Origin of the sequence: Mycobacterium triplex (assembly GCF_000689255.1) — a bacterium.
GTDB classification, from domain to species: Bacteria; Actinomycetota; Actinomycetes; order Mycobacteriales; family Mycobacteriaceae; genus Mycobacterium; species Mycobacterium triplex.
Genome location: NZ_HG964446.1, coordinates 92,992 through 114,134 on the forward strand (window position 1 = coordinate 92,992; position 21,143 = coordinate 114,134).

General features: G+C 68.4%; 1 protein-coding gene (running past one end of the window). It reads left to right on the forward strand.

Going from position 1 to position 21,143, the window contains the following annotated elements; translation table 11 throughout:
• Positions 1 to 21,143, forward strand: partial view of a non-ribosomal peptide synthase/polyketide synthase gene (locus tag BN973_RS00455; RefSeq protein WP_462138148.1) — the 5' portion only. 8,770 nt of this gene lie beyond the right edge of the window; 21,143 of the gene's 29,913 nt are visible here — the first part of the coding sequence; it begins with the start codon at positions 1 to 3; its stop codon lies beyond the right edge, outside the window.

Consider the following 21,143-nt stretch of genomic DNA (forward strand, 5'->3'; position numbering starts at 1 on the left):
ATGACCGTCGCCCCGGAACGCGAGCTCTCCTCGATGGACCTGCTGGACGACGAGGAACACACCGGCATGGATCGGCTGGGCAACCGTGCGGTGTTGGCGCGGCCCGCGACCGAGACGTCGATTCCGTCCTTGTTCGCAGCACAAGTCGCGCGCACCCCCGACGCGGTGGCGGTGACCTTCGAAGGTCGATCGCTGACCTACCGCGGACTCGACGAGGCCGCCAACCGGGTCGCGCACCTGCTCGCCGACCGGGGGGCAGGCCCGGGACGGACTGTGGCCCTGCTCTTTTCGCGCTCGGCCGACGCCATCGTCGCGATTCTGGCGGTCCTGAAGACCGGAGCGGCGTACCTGCCGATCGAACCCGCGCACCCCGCGGCGCGGATCGAGTTCATGATCGCCGATGCGGCACCGGTGGCCGCGCTGACCAACACCGCACTCGCCGACCGGCTGGCCGGCTACGACCTGGCGACGATCGACGTTTGTGACCCGGTCTTCGACGCTCAGCCCGCCACCGCGCCGCCAGGTCCTTCCCCAGCCGACGTCGCCCACATCATCTACACCTCCGGCACCACCGGCGTGCCCAAGGGTGTGGCCATCACCCACCACAACGTCACACAGCAGCTCGACTCGCTGGGCGCCGGCCTGCCGCCGGGACAGGTGTGGACGCAGTGCCACTCCTATGCGTTCGACTTCTCGGTGTGGGAGATCTGGGGTGCGCTACTGCACGGCGGCCGGCTGGTGGTGGTCCCCGAGGCGGTGACCGGCGCACCCGAAGACTTCCAGGCCCTGCTGGTCGGCGAGCGCGTGACCGTCCTGACGCAGACGCCCTCATCCGTCGCGGTGTTGTCTCCCGAAGGCTTGGGATCGGTGGCGTTGCTGATCGGCGGCGAGGCGTGCCCGGCCGAGGTGGTCGATCGATGGGCGCCCGGACGCGTGATGATCAACGCCTACGGACCCACCGAGACCACGATCTATGCGGCGCTCAGCGCGCCGTTGACCGCGGGCGATGCGGTGCCGATCGGTGCGCCGGTATCGACGTCGGCGCTGTTCGTCCTCGACGACTGGCTGCGCCCGGTTCCTGCGGGCGTGGTCGGCGAGTTGTATGTGGCCGGCCGCGGCGTCGGCTACGGGTATGTGGCCCGGGCCCCGTTGACGGCATCGCGATTCGTGGCCTGCCCCTTCGGCGGTCCCGGTGCCCGGATGTATCGGACCGGGGACCTGGTGCGCTGGGGCGCCGACGGACAACTGGACTATGTTGGGCGCGCCGACGAACAGGTCAAGATCCGCGGGTACCGCATCGAGCTCGGCGAAATCCGCGCTGCGCTAGCCAGTTTGGAAGGCGTGGAGCAAGCGGCGGTGATCTCCCGCGAAGACCGCGCCGGCGAGAGGCGATTGGTGGGCTACGTCACCGGAACCGCCGACCCGGCGGGGTTGCGCGGCGCACTCGCGGAGCGGCTGCCCGCATACATGGTTCCGGTCGCGGTGATCGCGATCGAGGCACTGCCTCTGACCGTCAACGGCAAACTCGACACCCGCGCGCTGCCGGCACCGGACTACCGCGATGCCGAGCATTACCTGGCGCCGGGCACCCCGGTTGAGGAGATCCTGGCCGGGATCTACGCCCAGGTTCTCGGTGTGGACCGGATCGGAATCGAGGAGTCCTTCTTCGATCTGGGCGGGGACTCGCTATCCGCAATGCGGGTGATCGCCGCGATCAACACCGCTCTCGATGCCGGGCTTTCGGTGCGGACGTTGTTCGAAGCCCCGTCGATCGCACAGCTGACACCGCACATCGGTACGGGGCGCCAGCGGCTGGAACCGTTGGCGGCCGGCGAGCGGCCGGCGGCGATTCCGCTGTCGTTCGCCCAATCGCGGTTGTGGTTCCTCGACCAGCTGCAGGGCCCGTCCCCGGTGTACAACATCGCGGTGGCCTTGCGGATGTCCGGCCGCCTGGACGTCGAGGCGCTGACCGCCGCGATGGCCGACGTGATCGACCGCCATGAGAGCCTGCGGACGCTGTTTCCCGCGACCGACGACGCCCCGCAGCAGTTGGTGGTCGCAGTGGACCGGGCCGAATTCGGTTGGCAGATCATTGATTCCGAAGGATGGGCGCGCGAAGAGCTGGACGCCGCCGTCGATACCGCGGCGCACCACGCCTTTGACCTCACCACCGAAATACCGTTAAGGGCAACGCTTTTCCGCCTTGGCCCGGATGAGCATCTGTTGGTGGGCGTGCTGCACCACATTGCCGCCGACGGTTGGTCGATCGGCCCCTTGATGCGCGATCTCGGCGAAGCGTACGCCGCCCGACGTCTCGGGCGCGGGCCGGACTGGGCCGAACTGCCGGTTCAATATGCCGATTACACATTATGGCAGCACGCGCAGTTCGGCGATCTGGACGATCCCGACAGCCTGATCGCCTCCCAACTGACCTATTGGGTCGACACGCTGGCCGGGCTGCCCGAGGTATTGCCGCTGCCCACCGATCGGCCCTACCCTCCGGTGGCCGATCAGCGCGGAGCCAGCGTGGCCGTCGGGTGGCCGGCCGAGTTGCAGCAGCGGGTGCGCGAGGTGGCCCGCGAGCACAACGCGACCAGCTTCATGGTGGTCCAAGCCGCGTTGGCAGCACTGCTGTCGACGGTCAGCGCGAGTTCGGATGTGGCCGTGGGCTTCCCGATTGCCGGGCGCCGCGACCCCGCGCTCGACGATTTGGTCGGCTTCTTCGTCAACACCCTGGTGCTGCGTGTCGACGTGGCGGGCGATCCCACCGTCGCGGAGCTGCTGGCCCAGGTCCGGCAACGCAGCCTAGCCGCCTACGAGCACCAGGACGTGCCCTTCGAGGTTCTCGTCGAGCGGCTGAACCCCACCCGCAGTCTGACGCATCATCCACTGGTGCAGGTGATGTTGGGATGGCAGGACGCGGAGCCGGCAGAATTGATGTTGGGCGATGTGCATGCCACCCCGCTGCCGATCGACACCCACACCGCACGAACAGATTTGGCGTTCTCCCTGACCGAGCGCTTTACCGAGGCGGGTGAGCCGGCCGGAATCTCCGGGACGGTGGAGTACCGCACCGACGTGTTCGACCCGGGCAGCATCGAGGCATTGGTCGGGCGGTTCGAGCGCGTGCTGGTCGCGATGACCACCGACGTGGCGCAACGGCTCTCGTCGATCCAGCTGTTGGATTCCGACGAGCAAACCCGGCTGGACGAATTCGGCAACCGCGCCGCGCTGGCCCGGCCGGCCGCCCGCACCTCGGTCCCGGCATTGTGGGCCACGCAGGTGGCCCGCGCGCCCGACGCGGTGGCCATCACCTTCGAGGGCCGCTCGATGACCTACCGCGAGGTCGACACGGCCGCCAACCGGTTGGCAAACCTACTGACGTCCGAGGGCGCCGCCCCGGGACAGTCGGTGGCGCTGCTGTTTTCGCGATCTGCCGAGGCGATCATCGCGATCCTGGCGGTGCTCAAATCCGGGGCGGCGTATCTACCGATCGATCCGGCCCACCCGTCGGCGCGGATCGACTTCATGGTGACCGATGCCGCACCGATCGCCGCGATCACCACCGCGGAGCTGCGGCCGCGGTTCCGCGGATCCGGCCTGCGGGTCATCGATGTGGACGACCCGCGCATCGACGCACAGCCCGCGACACCGCCGCCCGGGCCGTCGCCGGACGACATCGCCCACATCATTTACACCTCGGGAACGACCGGCATGCCGAAAGGCGTTGCGGTCACTCATCACAACGTGACACAACTCTTCGAGTCGCTCGAGACGGGCCTGGAGCTGTCACCGGAACAAGTGTGGACCCAGTGTCACTCATACGCCTTCGACTTCTCGGTGTGGGAGATCTGGGGCGCGCTGCTGCACGGTGGCCGGTTGGTGGTGGTGCACGAGGCCGTGGCCGGTTCACCGCAAGACTTCCACGCCCTGCTGGTCGCCGAGCGAGTCACAGTTCTCACCCAAACGCCGTCGGCGGTCGGGATGCTCTCGCCGCAGGGCCTGGAATCGACGACGCTGGTGATCGGCGCTGAACCGTGCCCGGCCGAACTGGTCGATCGGTGGGCGCGCGGGCGGGTGATGATCAATGTCTACGGCCCGACCGAGACCACGATGTGGGCCGCCAAGAGTGCCCCGCTCACAACGGGTTCGGGTGTACCGCCGATCGGTTCGCCGGTGGCGGGGGCGGCGTTCTTCGTGCTCGACGAGTGGTTGCGCCCCGTGCCCGTCGGGGTGGTCGGCGAGTTGTACCTGGCCGGCCGCGGGGTGGGGTGCGGGTATTGGCGCCGGGCCGGGTTGTCCGCGTCGCGCTTCATGGCCTGCCCGTTCGCGGGCGCCGGTGCTCCCGGACAACGAATGTATCGCACCGGCGACTTGGTGCGGTGGCGCCCGGACGGCCAACTCGATTACCTCGGGCGCGCGGATGAGCAGGTCAAGATTCGCGGGTACCGCATCGAGCTCGGCGAAATACGCTCGGCGCTGGCAAGTTTGGAAGGCGTGGAGCAGGCCGTCGTCGTCGCTCGCGAAGATCGGCCCGGGGTCAAACGCCTCGTCGGCTACATCACCGGAACCGCCGACCCCAACCAAGCACGCGCCGCCCTGGCCGGCCGCCTCCCGCCGTACATGGTGCCGACGGCGGTCGTGGTGATCGACGCGTTGCCGATGACGGTCAACGGCAAACTCGACACCCGGGCCTTGCCCGCGCCCGAGTACCACGACGCCGATCGCTATCGCGCCCCCACCGATGCCGTCGAGGAGATCCTGGCCGGGATCTACGCGCAAGTGCTGGGATTGAAGCGAGTCGGCGTCGACGAGTCCTTCTTTGATTTGGGTGGGGACAGCATCTTGTCGATGCAGGTGGTGTCCAGGGCCCGCGCGGCCGGGGTGGTGTGCCGTCCGCGCGACATCTTCGTCGAGCAGACCGTGGCCCGGCTGGCCCGAGTGGCAAGTGTCGCAACGGATGACGCCGCCGTCGTCGATGAAGGCGTGGGCGAGGTGCCGGCCACCCCGATCATCCGCTGGCTGGAGGGCGTAGCCGGCCGCGTCGAGCAGTTCAATCAGACGGTGGCCATTCAGGCTCCCGTCGCGGTGACCGAAGCCGACGTCGTGGTGGTGCTGCAGGCGTTGCTCGACCGGCACTCGATGCTGCGAATGCGCGTCGACGACGACTTCGGCGGCCGCTGGTCGTTGTGGGTGCCCGAGCCCGGTTCGGTGGACGCCCGCGGTTGCCTGCATGTCGTCGACACGCTCTCCGAGGAGGCGCTGGTCCGAGCGCGGGCAGAGCTGAATCCCGCGACCGGCACGATGGTGCGCGCGTTGTGGGTGGCGCCGATCGGTGAGCTGGTGTTGATAGTCCATCACCTCGCCGTCGACGGGGTATCGTGGCGAATCCTGTTGGAAGACATCAATCTTGCCTGGACGCAGCATTGCGGCGAGCAAGAGGTGACCCTGCCGGCACCGGGGACGTCGTTTGCCCGCTGGGCGTCGTGGCTCGACGAGCACGCCCGCACTCCCGAGGTGGTCGATCAGGCGCAGGTGTGGCGGCAGGTGGCCGCCACCCCGGCCACCCTGCCCCCACCCCGGCCCGAGCTGGACAGCTACGTCAGCGCGGGACGGCTGTCGGTGGATCTGGACGTCGAGACCACCAGGATGGTGTTGGGTGAAGTCCCGGCGGCGTTTCACGCCGGCGTGCAAGACATTCTGTTGATCGCGTGCGCGTTGGCCTGCGCGGAATTTCTGGGCACCGGGGCTGCGCCGATCGGCATCGACGTGGAAGGCCATGGGCGCCATGACGAGCTGGCCGGCGATATGGACCTGTCGCGCACCGTGGGGTGGTTCACCACCAAATATCCAGTGGCGCTGGGTGGTGGCCTGTCCTGGGCACAAGTTCTCGCCGGGGCACCCGCGCTGGGCGCGCTGATCAAGGACGCCAAAGAGCGGCTGCGCGCCCTGCCCGACGGCCTGACCTACGGGTTGCTGCGCTACCTCAACCCGGACGTGGATCTGGACTCGGCCGACCCGGCGATCGGGTTCAACTACTTCGGGCGCCTCGGCGCCGGTGCCGTCGAGTTCTCCGACGATCTGTGGCTGATCGCCGAGGATGGCGTGTCGGTGGCCGCAGTGGCCTCAGCGATCCCAATGCCGTTGGGCCACACCGTCGAACTGAACGCAGGAACTCTCGACACGGACATCGGCCCGCGCTTGCACGCGACCTGGACCTGGGCCACCTCGGTGCTCGACGCCGAGCAGGTCGGCCGGCTGAGCCAACTCTGGTTCGAGGCCCTGACCGGGATTTGCGCGCATGTCCGCGCCGGCGGAGGCGGCTTGACGCCGTCGGATATCGCGCCGGCGCGCCTGGACCAGCAGCAGATCGACGAGCTGTGCGGGCGCGACCGCATCGCCGACATCCTGCCGCTCACCCCGTTGCAGCAGGGATTGTTGTTCCACGCCAACACACACCGCAAAAGCCAGTTGGGCGAGCTGTACGCGGTACAGCTGGATATCACCATCGCCGGCCCGCTGGAGCCCGACCGCCTGCGCGCAGCCGCGGGCACCGTGGTCGGCCGCCACCCCAACCTGGCCGCCCGATTCTTGCCGGAGTTCGACGAACCGATCCAGGTCATCCCGGCTGATCCCGAATTAGCCTGGCAATACCTCGAACTCGTCGACAGAGTCGACGCCGAGGAACAAATCGAACGGCTATGCGCAGCCGAGCGCGCGGCGGTCGTCGACCTGACCGAGCCGCCCGCGTTCCGGGTTGCGCTGACCCGCACCGGCATCGACCGGCACCGGTTGGTGCTGACCAATCACCACATCGTGCTCGACGGCTGGTCACTGCCGATCTTGTTGCACGAGATCTTCACTACCTATTACGGCCAGCGGCTCCCCGCACCCGCTCCCTATCGCCGGTTCGTGTCCTGGCTTTCCGACCAAGACCGCGAGAGCGCCGAGGCGGCCTGGCGCCAAATATTCGCCGGTTTCGAGGTTCCCACTCTGGTGGGCCCGCCGGGGCGGGTCGGGCTCGGCCGGCGAGAGGTGGTGACGGCGCGGATACCCGCCGAGACAACGCGGGCCGTGGGTGAGCTGGCCCGCGCGCATCACACCACCGTCAACACGGTGCTGCAGGCCGGCTGGGCACAACTGTTGATGTGGCTGACCGGCCAGCGCGACATCGCCTTCGGCACCGCGGTCTCGGGCCGCCCGGCCGAGCTGGCCGGGTCCGAAGCGATGATCGGCCTGTTGATCAACACCGTGCCGGTGCGGGCCACCATCACCACGGCCACCGGCGCCGGTGACCTCCTCGACCAACTGCACCGAACCAACAACCACACCCTGGAACATCAGCACCTGGCACTGCCCGACATTCACCGCGCCGCAGGCCACGACCAACTCTTCGACACCCTGTTCGTCTACGAGAACTACCCCGTCGACCCCGCCTTGTTCGGCGTCAACGGTTTGACGGTCACCGGGTACACCGCACGCGAGAACAATCACTATCCCCTGACACTGCAGGCGATGCCCGGCGACGAACTCGGTCTGCGCGTCGAATACGACGCCGACGTCTTCACCGCGGACCGGGTCCGCACGCTCATCCGGCAGTTCCAGCGCGTGCTGGAGGCCGCGACCACCGACCCCACCCGCAGGCTGTCGTTGCTGGACCTCCTTGACGGCGATGAACACGCCCGCCTCGACGAGTTCGGGAATCGCGCGGTGCTGACCCGTCCGGCGGACGGGGTATCGGTGCCCGCGCTGTTCGCCGCCCAAGCGGCCCGCACCCCCGACGCGGTAGCGATCGCATTCGACGGACAGTCGATCACCTATCGTGAACTCGACGAGGCGTCCAACCGGGTGGCCCACCTGCTGGCCGACCGCGGCGCGGGGCCGGGACAGTCTGTGGCCCTGCTGTTTTCGCGTTCGGCCGAGGCCATCGTCGCGATCTTGGCGGTGTTGAAGACCGGCGCGGCCTATCTGCCGATGGACCCGGCTCATCCCGCGGCACGCATCGAGTTCATGCTGACCGACGCCGCGCCGATCGCCGCGCTCACCACCACGGCGCTGCGCACGCGACTCGACGGGTACGACCTGACGACCGTCGACATCCGTGATCCCGCCGTCGGCGCTGCGCCCGCCTCCGCGCTAGCGATGCCGGAGCCCGATGACGTCGCCCACATCATCTACACCTCCGGCACTACCGGTGTGCCCAAAGGCGTTGCGGTAACCCACGCCAACGTCACCCAGCTTTTCGACGCACTGGAAGCCGGGATAGAGCTGACCCCGCGGCAAGTGTGGACGCAGTTCCACTCGTATGCGTTCGACTTCTCGGTGTGGGAAATCTGGGGTGCGCTGCTGCACGGCGGACGGCTGGTGGTGGTGCCCGAGTCGATGACCCGCTCACCCGACGACTTCCACGACCTGATCGTCAACGAACGCGTCACGGTCCTCACTCAAACCCCGTCCGCGGTGGCAGCGCTCTCCGTCGAAGGCTTGGGATCGGCGGCGTTGGTGATCGGAGCCGAGGCCTGCCCGCCCGAGGTGGTGGATCGTTGGGCGCCCGGACGGACGATGGTCAACGTCTACGGTCCCACCGAGACGACGATGTGGCTGTCCAAGAGTGCCCCCCTGACCGCGAAAGCCGAAGTGGTGCCGATCGGTTCGCCGACCGCGGGAGCGGCGTTCTTCGTGCTCGACGGATGGTTGCGCCCCGTGCCCGTCGGGGTGGTCGGCGAGTTGTATCTGGCCGGCCGCGGGGTGGGGTGCGGGTATTGGCGTCGGGCCGGGTTGACCGCGTCACGTTTCATGGCGTGCCCGTTCGGCTCCCCCGGACAACGAATGTATCGCACCGGCGACCTGGTGCGGTGGGGCGACGACGGCCAGTTGCAGTACGTGGGGCGCGCCGACGAGCAGGTGAAAATTCGCGGCTACCGCATCGAGCTCGGCGAAATCCGTGCGGCCCTGGCCAGTTTGGCAGGCGTGGAACAGGCCGCCGTCATCGCCCGCGAAGACCGCCCGGGCGTCAGACGCCTGGTCGGGTACCTCACCGGGACGGCCGACCCGGCCCAGGTCCGCACCCAGCTCGCCGAGCAGCTTCCGCCGTACATGGTGCCCTCCGCGGTAGTGGTGGTCGACGCGTTGCCGATGACGGTCAACGGCAAACTCGACACTCGCGCCCTGCCGGCACCGGACTACCGCGACGACGATCACTACCGCGCACCGGGTACCGCCGTCGAGGAGATCCTGGCCGGGATCTATGCCCAGGTACTGAACGTGGAACGGGTCGGAGTCGACGACTCCTTCTTCGATTTGGGCGGGGATTCACTGTCGGCGATGCGGGTGATCGCGGCGATCAACACCCTCCTCGACGCAGATCTCAAGGTAGGCAGGCTTTTCGATGCGCCAACCGTCGCCCGGTTGGCACAGCATCTGGGCGCTCAGGCGAGCCGCCGCGAGCCACTGGTGGCAATCGAGCGGCCCGCGCTGGTGCCGCTGTCGTTCGCCCAATCTCGGTTGTGGTTCCTGGATCAGTTGCAGGGCCCATCGGCCGTCTACAACATGGCCGTGGCATTGCGGCTGTCCGGCCGGCTCGACGTCGACGCGCTGGCCGCCGCGCTGGGCGACGTGGTGGCGCGCCACGAAAGTCTGCGCACCCGGTTTTCGGCCCCCGACGGCATACCCCGGCAAATCCTGGTCGACGCCGATGAAGCCGAGTTCGGTTGGCGCGTGGTCGATTCCGCCACATGGTCGGCGACCCTCCTGGAGGAGGCCATCGATGCGACGGTGGGTCACCGATTCGACTTGACCACCGAGCTGCCGCTGCGAGCAACACTTTTCCGGCGCGGTGATGACGAGCATGTACTGGTGGGCGTGGTGCACCACATCGCCGCCGATGGCTGGTCGATCACACCGCTGGTGCGCGATCTCGGCGAGGCGTATGCCGCCCGGTGCCGAGGGCAAGCACCGGGCTGGGTCGAATTGCCGGTGCAGTACGCCGATTACGCAATCTGGCAACATAAGCAGTTCGGCGATCTGACCGATCCCGACAGCCCGATCGCGTCTCAGCTGGCGTTCTGGCGCGATGCGCTGGCCGGTATTCCGGAGCACATCGCACTGCCGACCGATCGGCCCTACCCGCCTATCGCAGATCAGCGCGGGGCCACGGTGGCGGTGGAATGGCCCGCCGAGTTGCAGCGCCAGGTGCGCGAGGTGGCCCGCGAGCACAACGCGACCAGCTTCATGGTGGCGCAGGCCGCGCTGGCGGTGCTGCTTTCGGCGGTCAGTGCCAGTTCCGATGTGGCCGTGGGCTTCCCGATCGCCGGGCGCCGCGATCCCGCGCTCGACGAACTGGTCGGCTTCTTCGTCAACACCCTGGTGTTGCGTGTCGACGTGACCGGCGACCCCACCGTCGCCGAGCTACTGACCCAGGTGCGCCAGCGCAGCCTGGCCGCCTACGAACACCAGGACGTTCCGTTCGAGGTTCTCGTCGAACGCCTCAATCCAACCCGAAGCTTGGCGCATCACCCGCTGGTGCAGGTCATGTTGGGCTGGCAGAACTCATCGCCCGCCGAACTGGCACTGGGCGACGTACAGGCCACCGCCCTGCCGATCGACACCCACAGCGCGCGAATGGATTTGTCGTTCTCCTTGACCGAGCGCTTCACCGCGACCGGCGCGCCCGCCGGAATCTCCGGGACGGTGGAGTACCGGACCGACTTGTTCGACACCGCCAGCATCGAGCTACTCGTCGAGCGGCTGCAGCGGGTGTTGACGGCGATGACGGCCGATGCGGCGCAGCGACTTTCCTCGATCCAGCTGCTGAGCGCCGAGGAGCACGCGCGGCTGGACATCATGGGCAACCGGGCGATGCTGGCGCTGCCCGCGCCGGTGACGGCGTCGGTGCCGGAGTTCTTCGGCGAGCACGCGCGGCGCACCCCGGACGCGGTGGCCGTTACGTTCGAAGGCGGCTCACGCACCTATCGCGAACTCGACGAATCGGCCAACCGGCTGGCCCATCTGTTGACCGCGCACGGGGCGGGGCCGGGACAGTGTGTGGCACTGCTCTTTTCGCGCTCAGCCGAGGCCATTACCGCGATGTTGGCGGTGCTCAAGACCGGGGCGGCGTATCTGCCGATCGACCCGGCCCACCCCGACGCACGGATCGGGTTCATGCTCACCGACGCCGCCCCGGTGGCAGCGGTCACCACCGCGCCGCTGCGGCCACGCCTGCGCGGGCACGACCTCGCGGTCATCGATATCGACGACCGCGCCGTCGATCTTCAGCCCGCGACGCCACCGGTGGCTCCGTCGCCCGAGGACATCGCGTACCTGATCTACACCTCGGGCACCACCGGCGTCCCCAAAGGCGTTGCGGTTACCCACCGCAACCTGGCCCACCTGGCGGTGTCGACACCCGGCCAGCTGCCGGTGACGCAGGTATGGACGCAATGCCATTCCTACGGCTTCGACTTCTCGGTGTGGGAGATCTGGGCCGCCCTGCTCGGCGGCGGACGCTTGGTGGTCGTCCCCGAGGAGACGACCACCTCGCCGCACGACTTCCACGCCTTGCTGGTCGCCGAACAGGTCAATGTGCTCACTCAAACGCCCTCGGCCGCAGCGGCTTTGACACCGGACGGGCTGGAGTCCGTGTCGCTGCTGCTCGGCGGGGAGGCCTGCCCCGCCGAGGTGGTGGACCAGTGGGCGCCCGGGCGGGTGCTGATCAACGCCTACGGGCCCACCGAAGCCACCGTGTACGCGGCCATGAGCGGTCCGCTGGCGGCGGGGTCCGGCGCCGCACCCATCGGCGCGCCGGTGGCCACCGCGGCCCTGTTCGTCCTGGATCCCTGGCTGCGCCCGGTACCTGCCGGGGTGGTCGGCGAGTTGTACATCGCCGGCGCGGGAGTGGCCTGCGGATACCTCGGCCGCTGCGAGTTGACCGCCTCCCGGTTCATCGCCTGCCCTTACGGCGAGCCCGGCACCCGGATGTATCGCACCGGTGACCTGGTGCGCTGGCGCGCCGACGGGCAACTCGACTACCTCGGCCGGGCCGATGAGCAGGTCAAAATTCGCGGCTACCGAATCGAACTCGGGGAAATCCAAACAGCGCTGGCGGGCCTTCGCGGCGTGGATCAAGCCGTCGTCGTCACCCGCGGCGAACACTCCACCACCCGGATCGTCGCCTATGTCACCGGCGCTGCCAACCCGGCCGAGCTGCGCGCCGCGCTGGCCGAACGGCTTCCGGCCTACATGGTTCCGTCGGCCATCGTCGTCCTCGATGCGCTGCCACTGACCGTCAACGGAAAGCTCGACACCCGCGCCCTGCCCGCACCGGACTACCGCGACGCCGATCACTATCGCGCCCCCACCGACGCCATCGAAGAGATCCTGGCCGGCATCTACGCCCAGGTTCTTGGCCTCAAGGATGTCGGCATCGACGACTCCTTCTTCGACCTGGGTGGCGACAGCATCTTGTCGATGCAGGTTGTCGCGCGAGCCCGGGCCGCCGGCGTATTGTGCCGTCCGCGTGACATTTTCGTCGAGCAGACCGTGGCCCGGCTGGCCCGGGTGGCCAGCGTGGTCGGCGAGGAAGCCGTGGTCGACGAGGGCACCGGGCCGGTTTCGGCCACCCCGATCATGCGGTGGCTGCGGCACGTCGACGGCCCGATCGATCAGTTCAACCAGACCGTCGTCGTGCGGGCGCCCGCCGACGCTAGCGAGGCCGATGCGGCGATCGTGTTGCAGGCCTTGCTGGATCGACACGCGATGCTGCGGCTGCGCGTCGATGCCGAGTGGTCACTGGAGGTGCCCGAGGCCGGGTCGGTGGACGCGCGAAGCTGTCTTCGATCCGTGCGGGTGTTCACCGATGAGGTGTTGATCGCGGCGAGGCAGCGGTTGAACCCGGGCACCGGAACGATGGTGAGTGCGCTGTGGGTCACCTCGACGTCTCAGTTGGTGTTGATCCTTCATCATCTGGCAACCGACGGGGTGTCGTGGCGAATCCTGTTGGAGGACATCAATATCGCGTGGGCCCAGCTGCAGAGCGGGCAGCCGGTGGCACTGCCGGCGGCGGGCACCTCATTCGCACGGTGGGCCGCGCTGCTCGACGAACACGCCCGATCCGCGGCCGTGCTGCGGCACACCGACGCGTGGCGGCGAGTGGCGGCGCTGCCGAATGCATTGCCGGCGGCCCGGCCCGAGCTGGACACCTACGCGAGTGCGGGACGGTTGTCGACCGAGCTCGACACCGAAACGACCCGCATGCTCTTGGGTGAGGTGCCCGCGGCGTTTCACGCCGGCGTACAAGACATTCTGCTGATCGCGTTCGGACTGGCCTGGGCGGAGTTCTTGGACACCGACTCGGCCGTCGGTATCGACGTCGAGGGTCATGGCCGCCACGACGAATTGACCGCTGACGTCGACTTGTCACGCACGGTGGGGTGGTTCACCGCGAAATACCCGGTCGCGCTGCGCATCGGCGACCTGACCTGGGCCCAGGTGCGCGCCGGTGAGGCCGCATTGGGTGCGACGGTCAAGGACGCCAAGGAACAGCTGCGCGCACTGCCCGACGGATTGACCTACGGGTTACTGCGCTACCTCAACCCCGACGTGGACCTCACCGGCGCCGACCCGGCGATCGGATTCAACTACCTCGGGCGCCTCGGCGCGAGCGCCACCGAACAGTCCGACGAGCTGTGGCGGGTCAGCCCGGACAGCACATCGGCCGCGACTACCGCCTCCGCGATCCCAATGCCGTTGGGGCACACCGTAGAACTCAATGCCGGCACCATCGACACCGACGCCGGCCCACACCTGCAGGCGACCTGGACGTGGGCCACCTCGGTGCTCGACGGCGAACAGGTCAGCCGCCTCAGCGGTTTGTGGTTCGAGGCGTTGACCGGTATCTGCGCGCACGTACGCCGTGGCGGAGGCGGGCTGACACCGTCGGATATCGCCCCGGCCCGCCTGACCCAGCAGCAGATCGACGAGCTGTGCCGGCAAGACCGCGTCGCCGACATCTTGCCGCTGACTCCGCTGCAGCAGGGGCTGCTCTTCCATGCCAGCACCGCCGGCGGCAACGCCGACGACCTGTACGCGATGCAACTGGACATCACCATCACCGGCCCGCTGGACCCGGACCGACTGCGTGCGGCCGTGCGCACGGTGGTCAATCGTCACCCCAACCTGGCCGCCCGATTCTGTCGACAGTTCGACGCGCCGGTCCAGGTCGTGCCCGCCAATCCCAGTGTGCCGTGGCGGTATTACGAGTTGGATTCCGAGGAGCGAATTCAGCAGATCTGCGCCGCCGAACGCAGCGCGGTCTGCGATCTGACCGAACCTCCGGCATTCCGGGTGGCGTTGATCCGCGCCGCCGACGAAATACACCGGTGTGTGCTGACCAATCACCACATCGTGCTCGACGGCTGGTCACTGCCGATCCTGGCCCAAGAGATATTCGCCAGCTATTACGGGCAACGACTACCGGCGGCCGGGTCGTACCGCAGGTTCGTCGCGTGGCTGGCCGAGCAAGATGTCGACGCCGCGCAGGCGGCCTGGCGTCAGGCGCTCGCCGGTTTCGACACCCCCACGCTGGTGGCCCCGCCGGGCCGCGTCAAGCTCGGACCCCGCGGCGTCGTCGGCTCGGCGATGTCGGAGCAGACGACCCGGGCCCTGGGCGAGCTGGCCCGCGCGCATCACACCACCGTCAACACGGTGCTGCAGGCCGGCTGGGCACAACTGTTGATGTGGCTGACCGGCCAGCACGACATCGCCTTCGGCACCGCGGTCTCGGGCCGCCCGGCCGAGCTGGCCGGGTCCGAAGCGATGATCGGCCTGCTGATCAACACCGTGCCGGTGCGGGCCACCAGCACCGCGGCCACCACGACCGCCGACTTGCTCGCCCAACTGCACCGCGCCAACAACCACACCTTCGAACACCAGCACCTGGCGCTGACCGAAATACACCGTGCCGCAGGCCACGACCAACTCTTCGACACCCTGTTCGTCTACGAGAACTACCCGATCGACACGTCCACGGTGCTCGCCGACGGGCTGGCCATCACCGCGATCACCGCACGCGAGCTCAACCACTATCCGCTGACACTGCAGGCGATGCCCGGCGACGAACTCGGTCTGCGCGTCGAATACGACACCGAAATCTTCGATGCGGAAACCATCGAGGCGTTGCTCAGGCGGCTGCGGCGGGTGCTGTCGGCCATGACCACCGATGCCACGCAACGGCTTTCCTCGATCCAGCTGCTGGACGACGACGAACTCGCACGCCTCGACGAGATCGGCAATCGCAAGGTGCTGACGCGGCGTGCTCGGCCGGCCCAGTCGGTTCCGGAGCGCTTCGCCGCCCTCGCCGCGCGCCATCCCGACGCGACGGCGATCACCTCCGACGGCCAGTCGATCACTTACCGCGAGCTCGACGAGGCGGCCAATCGGACCGCGCATCTGTTGGCCGGCCACGGTGCCGGACCGGGACAGTCTGTGGCGCTGCTGTTTACCCGCTCGACCCAGGCCATCGTCGCGATGCTGGCGGCGCTCAAGACTGGAGCCGCGTACCTGGCGATCGACCCGGCTCATCCCGACACCCGTATCGGGTTCATGCTTGCCGATACCGCCCCCGTCGCCGTCCTCACCACCGCGGCCCTGCGGCCGCGGCTGCGCGGGCACGACCTGCAAATCATCGACATCGACGATCCCGCCGTCGGCACCCAGCCCGCCACCGCGCCGCCGGCACCGTCGCCGGACGATATCGCGTACCTGATCTACACCTCCGGCACCACCGGTATCCCCAAAGGTGTTGCGGTCACTCACCGCAACCTGGCCCACCTGGCCGAATCGGCACCCGCTCAGCTTCCGGCGACCCAGGTGTGGACGCAATGTCACTCGTACGGCTTCGATTTCTCGGTCTGGGAAATCTGGGCCGCCCTGCTCGGGGGCGCGCGCCTGGTCGTGGTACCCGAGGCGGTGACCAACTCACCGCAGGATTTCCACGCCCTGCTGCTGCGTGAAAGCGTCAACGTACTCACCCAAACACCCTCTGCCGCAGCAGCATTGACCTCACAGGGATTGGAGTCGGTCGCGGTGCTGCTGGGCGGCGAGGCCTGCCCCACCGAGGTGGTGGATCAGTGGGCGCCCGGCCGGGTGGTGATCAACGCCTACGGACCCACCGAAGCCACCGTGTACGCCTCGATGAGCGCACCGCTGGCGCCGGGCACCGCAGTCGTGCCGATCGGCGCGCCCGTATCGACCGCTGCCCTCTTCGTTCTCGACGGCTGGCTGCGCCCGGTACCACCGGGTGTGATCGGTGAGTTGTACGTGGCCGGCGCCGGGGTGGCGTGCGGATATCTGCACCGCCCCGAATTGACCGCTTCCCGATTCATCGCGTGCCCCTACGGTGAACCCGGCGCCCGGATGTATCGCACCGGCGACCTGGTGCGCTGGCGCGCCGATGGACAACTCGACTACCTGGGCCGGGCCGACGACCAGGTCAAGATCCGTGGCTACCGCATCGAACTCGGCGAAATCCAAACGGCCCTAGCCAATCTCGAAGGCGTCGAGCAGGCGGTCGTCATCACCCGCGAGGACCGCCCCGGCGCCAAACGGCTCGTCGGCTACGTCACCGGCTCCGCGGACACGGCCGCACTGCGCAGCGCATTGGTCGAACGGCTGCCGTCCTACCTGGTGCCGGCCGCGCTGGTGGCTCTGCAGGCACTGCCGTTGACACCCAACGGCAAACTCGACAGCCGGGCCCTGCCCGCTCCCGAATACCAAGGCATCGGTGGCGATTACCGCGCCCCGACCACCGCGATCGAGGAGATCCTGGCCGGCATCTACGCGCAAGTCCTCGGCGTCGAACAGGTTGGCGTCGACGACTCCTTCTTCGACCTCGGCGGCGATTCCCTCTTGGCGATGCGCCTGGTCGCCGCGATCAACTCCGGTCTGGACGCGGGCCTGCAAGTGCATGCCCTGTTCGACGCGCCCACGATCGCCCGGTTGGCACCGCACATCGGCACCGGCCGCGGGTGGCTGGAGCCGTTGGCGGCCGGGACCCGGCCCGCGGTGGTGCCGTTGTCCTTCGCCCAATCCCGGTTGTGGTTCCTGGATCAGCTGCAGGGGCCGTCGCCGGTTTACAACATGGCCGCCGCGTTGCGGTTGTCCGGGCCCCTCGATGTCGTTGCACTGGGTGCCGCACTCGCCGACGTGGTCGCCCGCCACGAAAGTTTACGAACGCTGTTTGTCGCAACCGACGGTATCCCCCAGCAAGTGGTGGTGGCGCCGGAGCAAGCCGAATTTGGTTGGCAAGTAATCGATTCCAGTAGTTGGACCGCGACAATGCGGGAAGCGGCGATCGACGCTGCGACACGCCACACCTTCGATCTGGCCAACGAGCCGCCGCTACGTGCAACGCTCTTCCGGCACGCCGAGGACGAGCATGTCCTGGTGGGCGTGGTGCACCACATCGCCGCCGACGGCTCGTCGGTCGCGCCACTGGTGCGTGATCTGGGCGTGGCATATGCCGCGCGATCTGCGCGTCAAGCTCCCGGCTGGACGCAATTACCGGTGCAGTACGCCGATTACGCGCTGTGGCAGCACGCGCAGTTCGGTCGTCTTGACGACCCGGACAGCCCGATCGCCACCCAGCTGTCCTATTGGGAAGATGCCCTGGCCGGAATGCCCGATCGCTTGCCGCTTCCCACCGATCGGCCCTACCCCGCGGTGGCCGATCAGCATGGCGCGAGCGTGGCCGTGCAGTGGCCGGCCGAGTTGCAGCAGCTGGTGCGTGAGGTGGCTCGCCGACACAACGCGACCAGCTTCATGGTGGTCCAAACCGCCCTGGCCGCGCTGCTCTCGGCGGTGAGCACCAGTTCCGATGTGGCCGTGGGCTTCCCGATTGCCGGGCGACGCGATGCAGCGCTGGACGGGCTGGTGGGCTTCTTCGTCAACACGCTGGTGCTGCGCATCGAGGTGGACGGCGATCCCACCGTCACCGAGCTGCTGGCCCAGGTCCGGCAGCGCAGCCTGGCCGCGTACGAACACCAGGACGTACCATTCGAAATCCTCGTCGAGCGCGTCAACCCCGCCCGCAGCTTGACCCATCACCCGCTGGTTCAGGTGATGCTGGGCTGGCAGACCCTGCACGGCGACGACCCCGCCACCGCGCTGGCGCTGGGCGATGTGCAGGTCACCCCGCTACCGATTGACACCCACACGGCACGAATGGATTTGGCGTTCTCTCTGGTCGAGCGATGGACACGAGCCGGCGAGCCCGCCGGAATCTCCGGGACGGTGGAATACCGCACCGACGTCTTCGACGCCGACAGCATCCGGACCCTGGTGCAGCGGCTCCAGCGGGTGCTGGAGGCCATCACCGACAACCCCGCCCGGCGGTTCTCCTCGATCCGGCTGTTGGACGTCAACGAACGCGCCCGCCTCGACGAGATGGGCAACCGCGCGGTATTGAGCCGCCCCGCGGCGACGGCGCAGTCGGTCCCGGAACTGCTCGCCGAGCACGTGACGCGGACACCCGAGGCGGTGGCAATCACTTGCGACGGCCACTCGTTGACGTATCGCGCTCTCGACGAGGCCTCGAACCGGTTGGCGCACTTGCTGACTGCCAACGGTGTGCGATCTGGACAGTGTGTGGCACTGGTGATGGAGCGCTCGGCCGAGGCGATCGTCGCGATGCTGGGAGTGCTCAAGACGGGCGCCGCGTACCTGGCGGTCGACCCGGCGCTGCCCGATGCGCGAATCGGTTTCATGCTCACCGATGCCGCACCCGCTGCTGCGATCACCACCCGGCAGCTGCTGCACCGCCTCGACGGTCACGACCTTGCGGTGATCAACAGCGACGACCCCGCCGTGGATATCCAGCCCTGCACCGCGCTACCGGTGCCGTCGGCCGACGAGATCGCCTACCTCGTCTACACCTCGGGCACCACCGGCACACCCAAGGGGGTCGCGGTCACGCACCGCAACCTGGCGCACTTGGCGGAGTCGACGCCCCGACAGCTACCCGCCACGCAGGTGTGGACGCAATGCCACTCGTATGCCTTCGACTTCTCGGTGTGGGAAATCTGGGCGGCCCTGCTCGGCGGCGCGCGGCTGGTGGTGGTGCCCGAGGAGGTGACGACCTCACCGGAAGACTTCCACGCCCTGCTGGTCGCCGAACGGGTCAATGTGCTAACCCAAACCCCCACCGCCGTAGCGGCATTGGCGCCACAACAGTTGGAATCGACAGCATTGCTGCTCGGTGGCGAGCCCTGCCCGCCCGAGGTGGTGGAGCAATGGGCGGATGGCCGTGTGGTGATCAACGCCTACGGCCCCAGCGAGGCCACCGTGTATGCGTCGATGAGCGCGCCGTTGACGCCGGGCACGACCGTGGTGCCGATCGGTGCGCCAGTGTCGACCGCGGCGCTGTTCGTGCTCGATGGATGGTTGCGCCCGGTGCCGATCGGCGTCGTCGGCGAGTTGTACATCGCCGGGGCCGGGGTGGCGTGCGGATACCTCGGACAAGCCGAGCTCACCGCGTCACGATTCGTTGCCTGCCCCTTCGGCCGGCCCGGTGCGCCTGGACAAAGGATGTATCGCACCGGTGACCTGGTGCGCTGGCGCACCGACGGACAGCTGGACTACCTGGGTCGCGCCGACGAGCAGGTCAAGATCCGCGGCTACCGCATCGAACTCGGTGAAATCCGGTCCGCCCTGGCCGCTTTGGACGGTGTGGACCAAGCGGTGGTGGTCACCCGTGAAGACCGGCCCGGCACCGTCCGCTTGGTCGGCTACATCACCGGCACCGCCGACCCGGTTCGGGTGTGCGCGGCGCTGGCCGACCGGCTCCCGCCGTACATGGTTCCGTCGGCGGTGGTGCCGATCGACGCGGTGCCGCTGACGGTCAACGGGAAGCTCGACACCCGCGCCCTGCCCGCGCCGGAATACCGCGATGTCGATCGCTATCGCGCCCCGGGCACCGCGACCGAGGAGATCCTGGCCACCATCTACGCCCAGGTGCTCGGCGTCGAGCGGGTCGGAGTCGACGACTCCTTCTTCGATCTGGGCGGGGACAGCATTCTGTCGATGCAAGTCGTGGCGCGGGCCCGGGCGGCCGGTGTGTTGTGCCGTCCGCGTGACATTTTCGTCGAACAGACCGTGGCCCGGCTGGCCCAGGTCGCCGGTGCGGCCGGCGAGAACGCCGTCGCCGACGACGGTATCGGGCCGGTGGTGGCCACCCCGATCATGCGCTGGCTGCTGGACATCGATGGTCCGGTCGAGGATTTCAATCAGGCGATGGTGATACAGGCACCCGCCGAAGTGACCGAGGACGCCGTGGCAGTGGTTCTGCAGGCATTGCTGGATCGCCACCCCATGCTGCGGCTGCACGTCGACACCGATGACGCCGGGGCGACGGCGCTCGAGGTGCCCGAGGTCGGGTCGGTGGACGGCCGCGCGTGCCTGAACACCGTCGACGAACTGTCCGAAGAGGTACTGGCCGGGGCACGAGCGCGGCTGAACCCGTCGACCGGGACGATGCTCAGCGCGGTGTGGGCGAGCTCCACCGGTCAACTGTTGCTGATAATCCACCACCTGGCTGTCGATGCGGTGTCGTGGCGAATCTTGTTGGAGGACATCAACATCGCCTGGGGCCAGCAGCGCAGCGGGCAGCCGGTCGCGCTACCCGGGGGCGGAACGTCGCTGGCCCGGTGGTCGTGGCTGCTGGCCGAGCATGCCCGCAGCGCGGAGGTCATCGGGCAGGCCGCGGCCTGGACACGCGTCGTGGCGATCGAGCCCGTGCTGCCCGCGCCGCAACCCGAGCTCGACACCTACGCCAGTGCCGGTCAGATCTCGGTGCAACTGGACGTCGAGACCACCCGCATGCTGCTTGGCGAGGTGCCCGCGGCGTTTCACGCCGGCGTGCAAGACATTCTGTTGATCGCTTTCGGGTTGGCCTGGGCGGAATTCTTGAACGCCGGCGGTGAGCCGATCGGCATCGACGTCGAAGGTCACGGCCGGCACGAGGAGCTGGCCGGTGACGTGGACCTGTCGCGCACCGTGGGCTGGTTCACCACCAAATACCCGGTGGCACTGAGTGTCGGCGGCCTGAACTGGGCGCAGGTGTGCTCCGGCGATCCGGGACTGGGTGCGCTGGT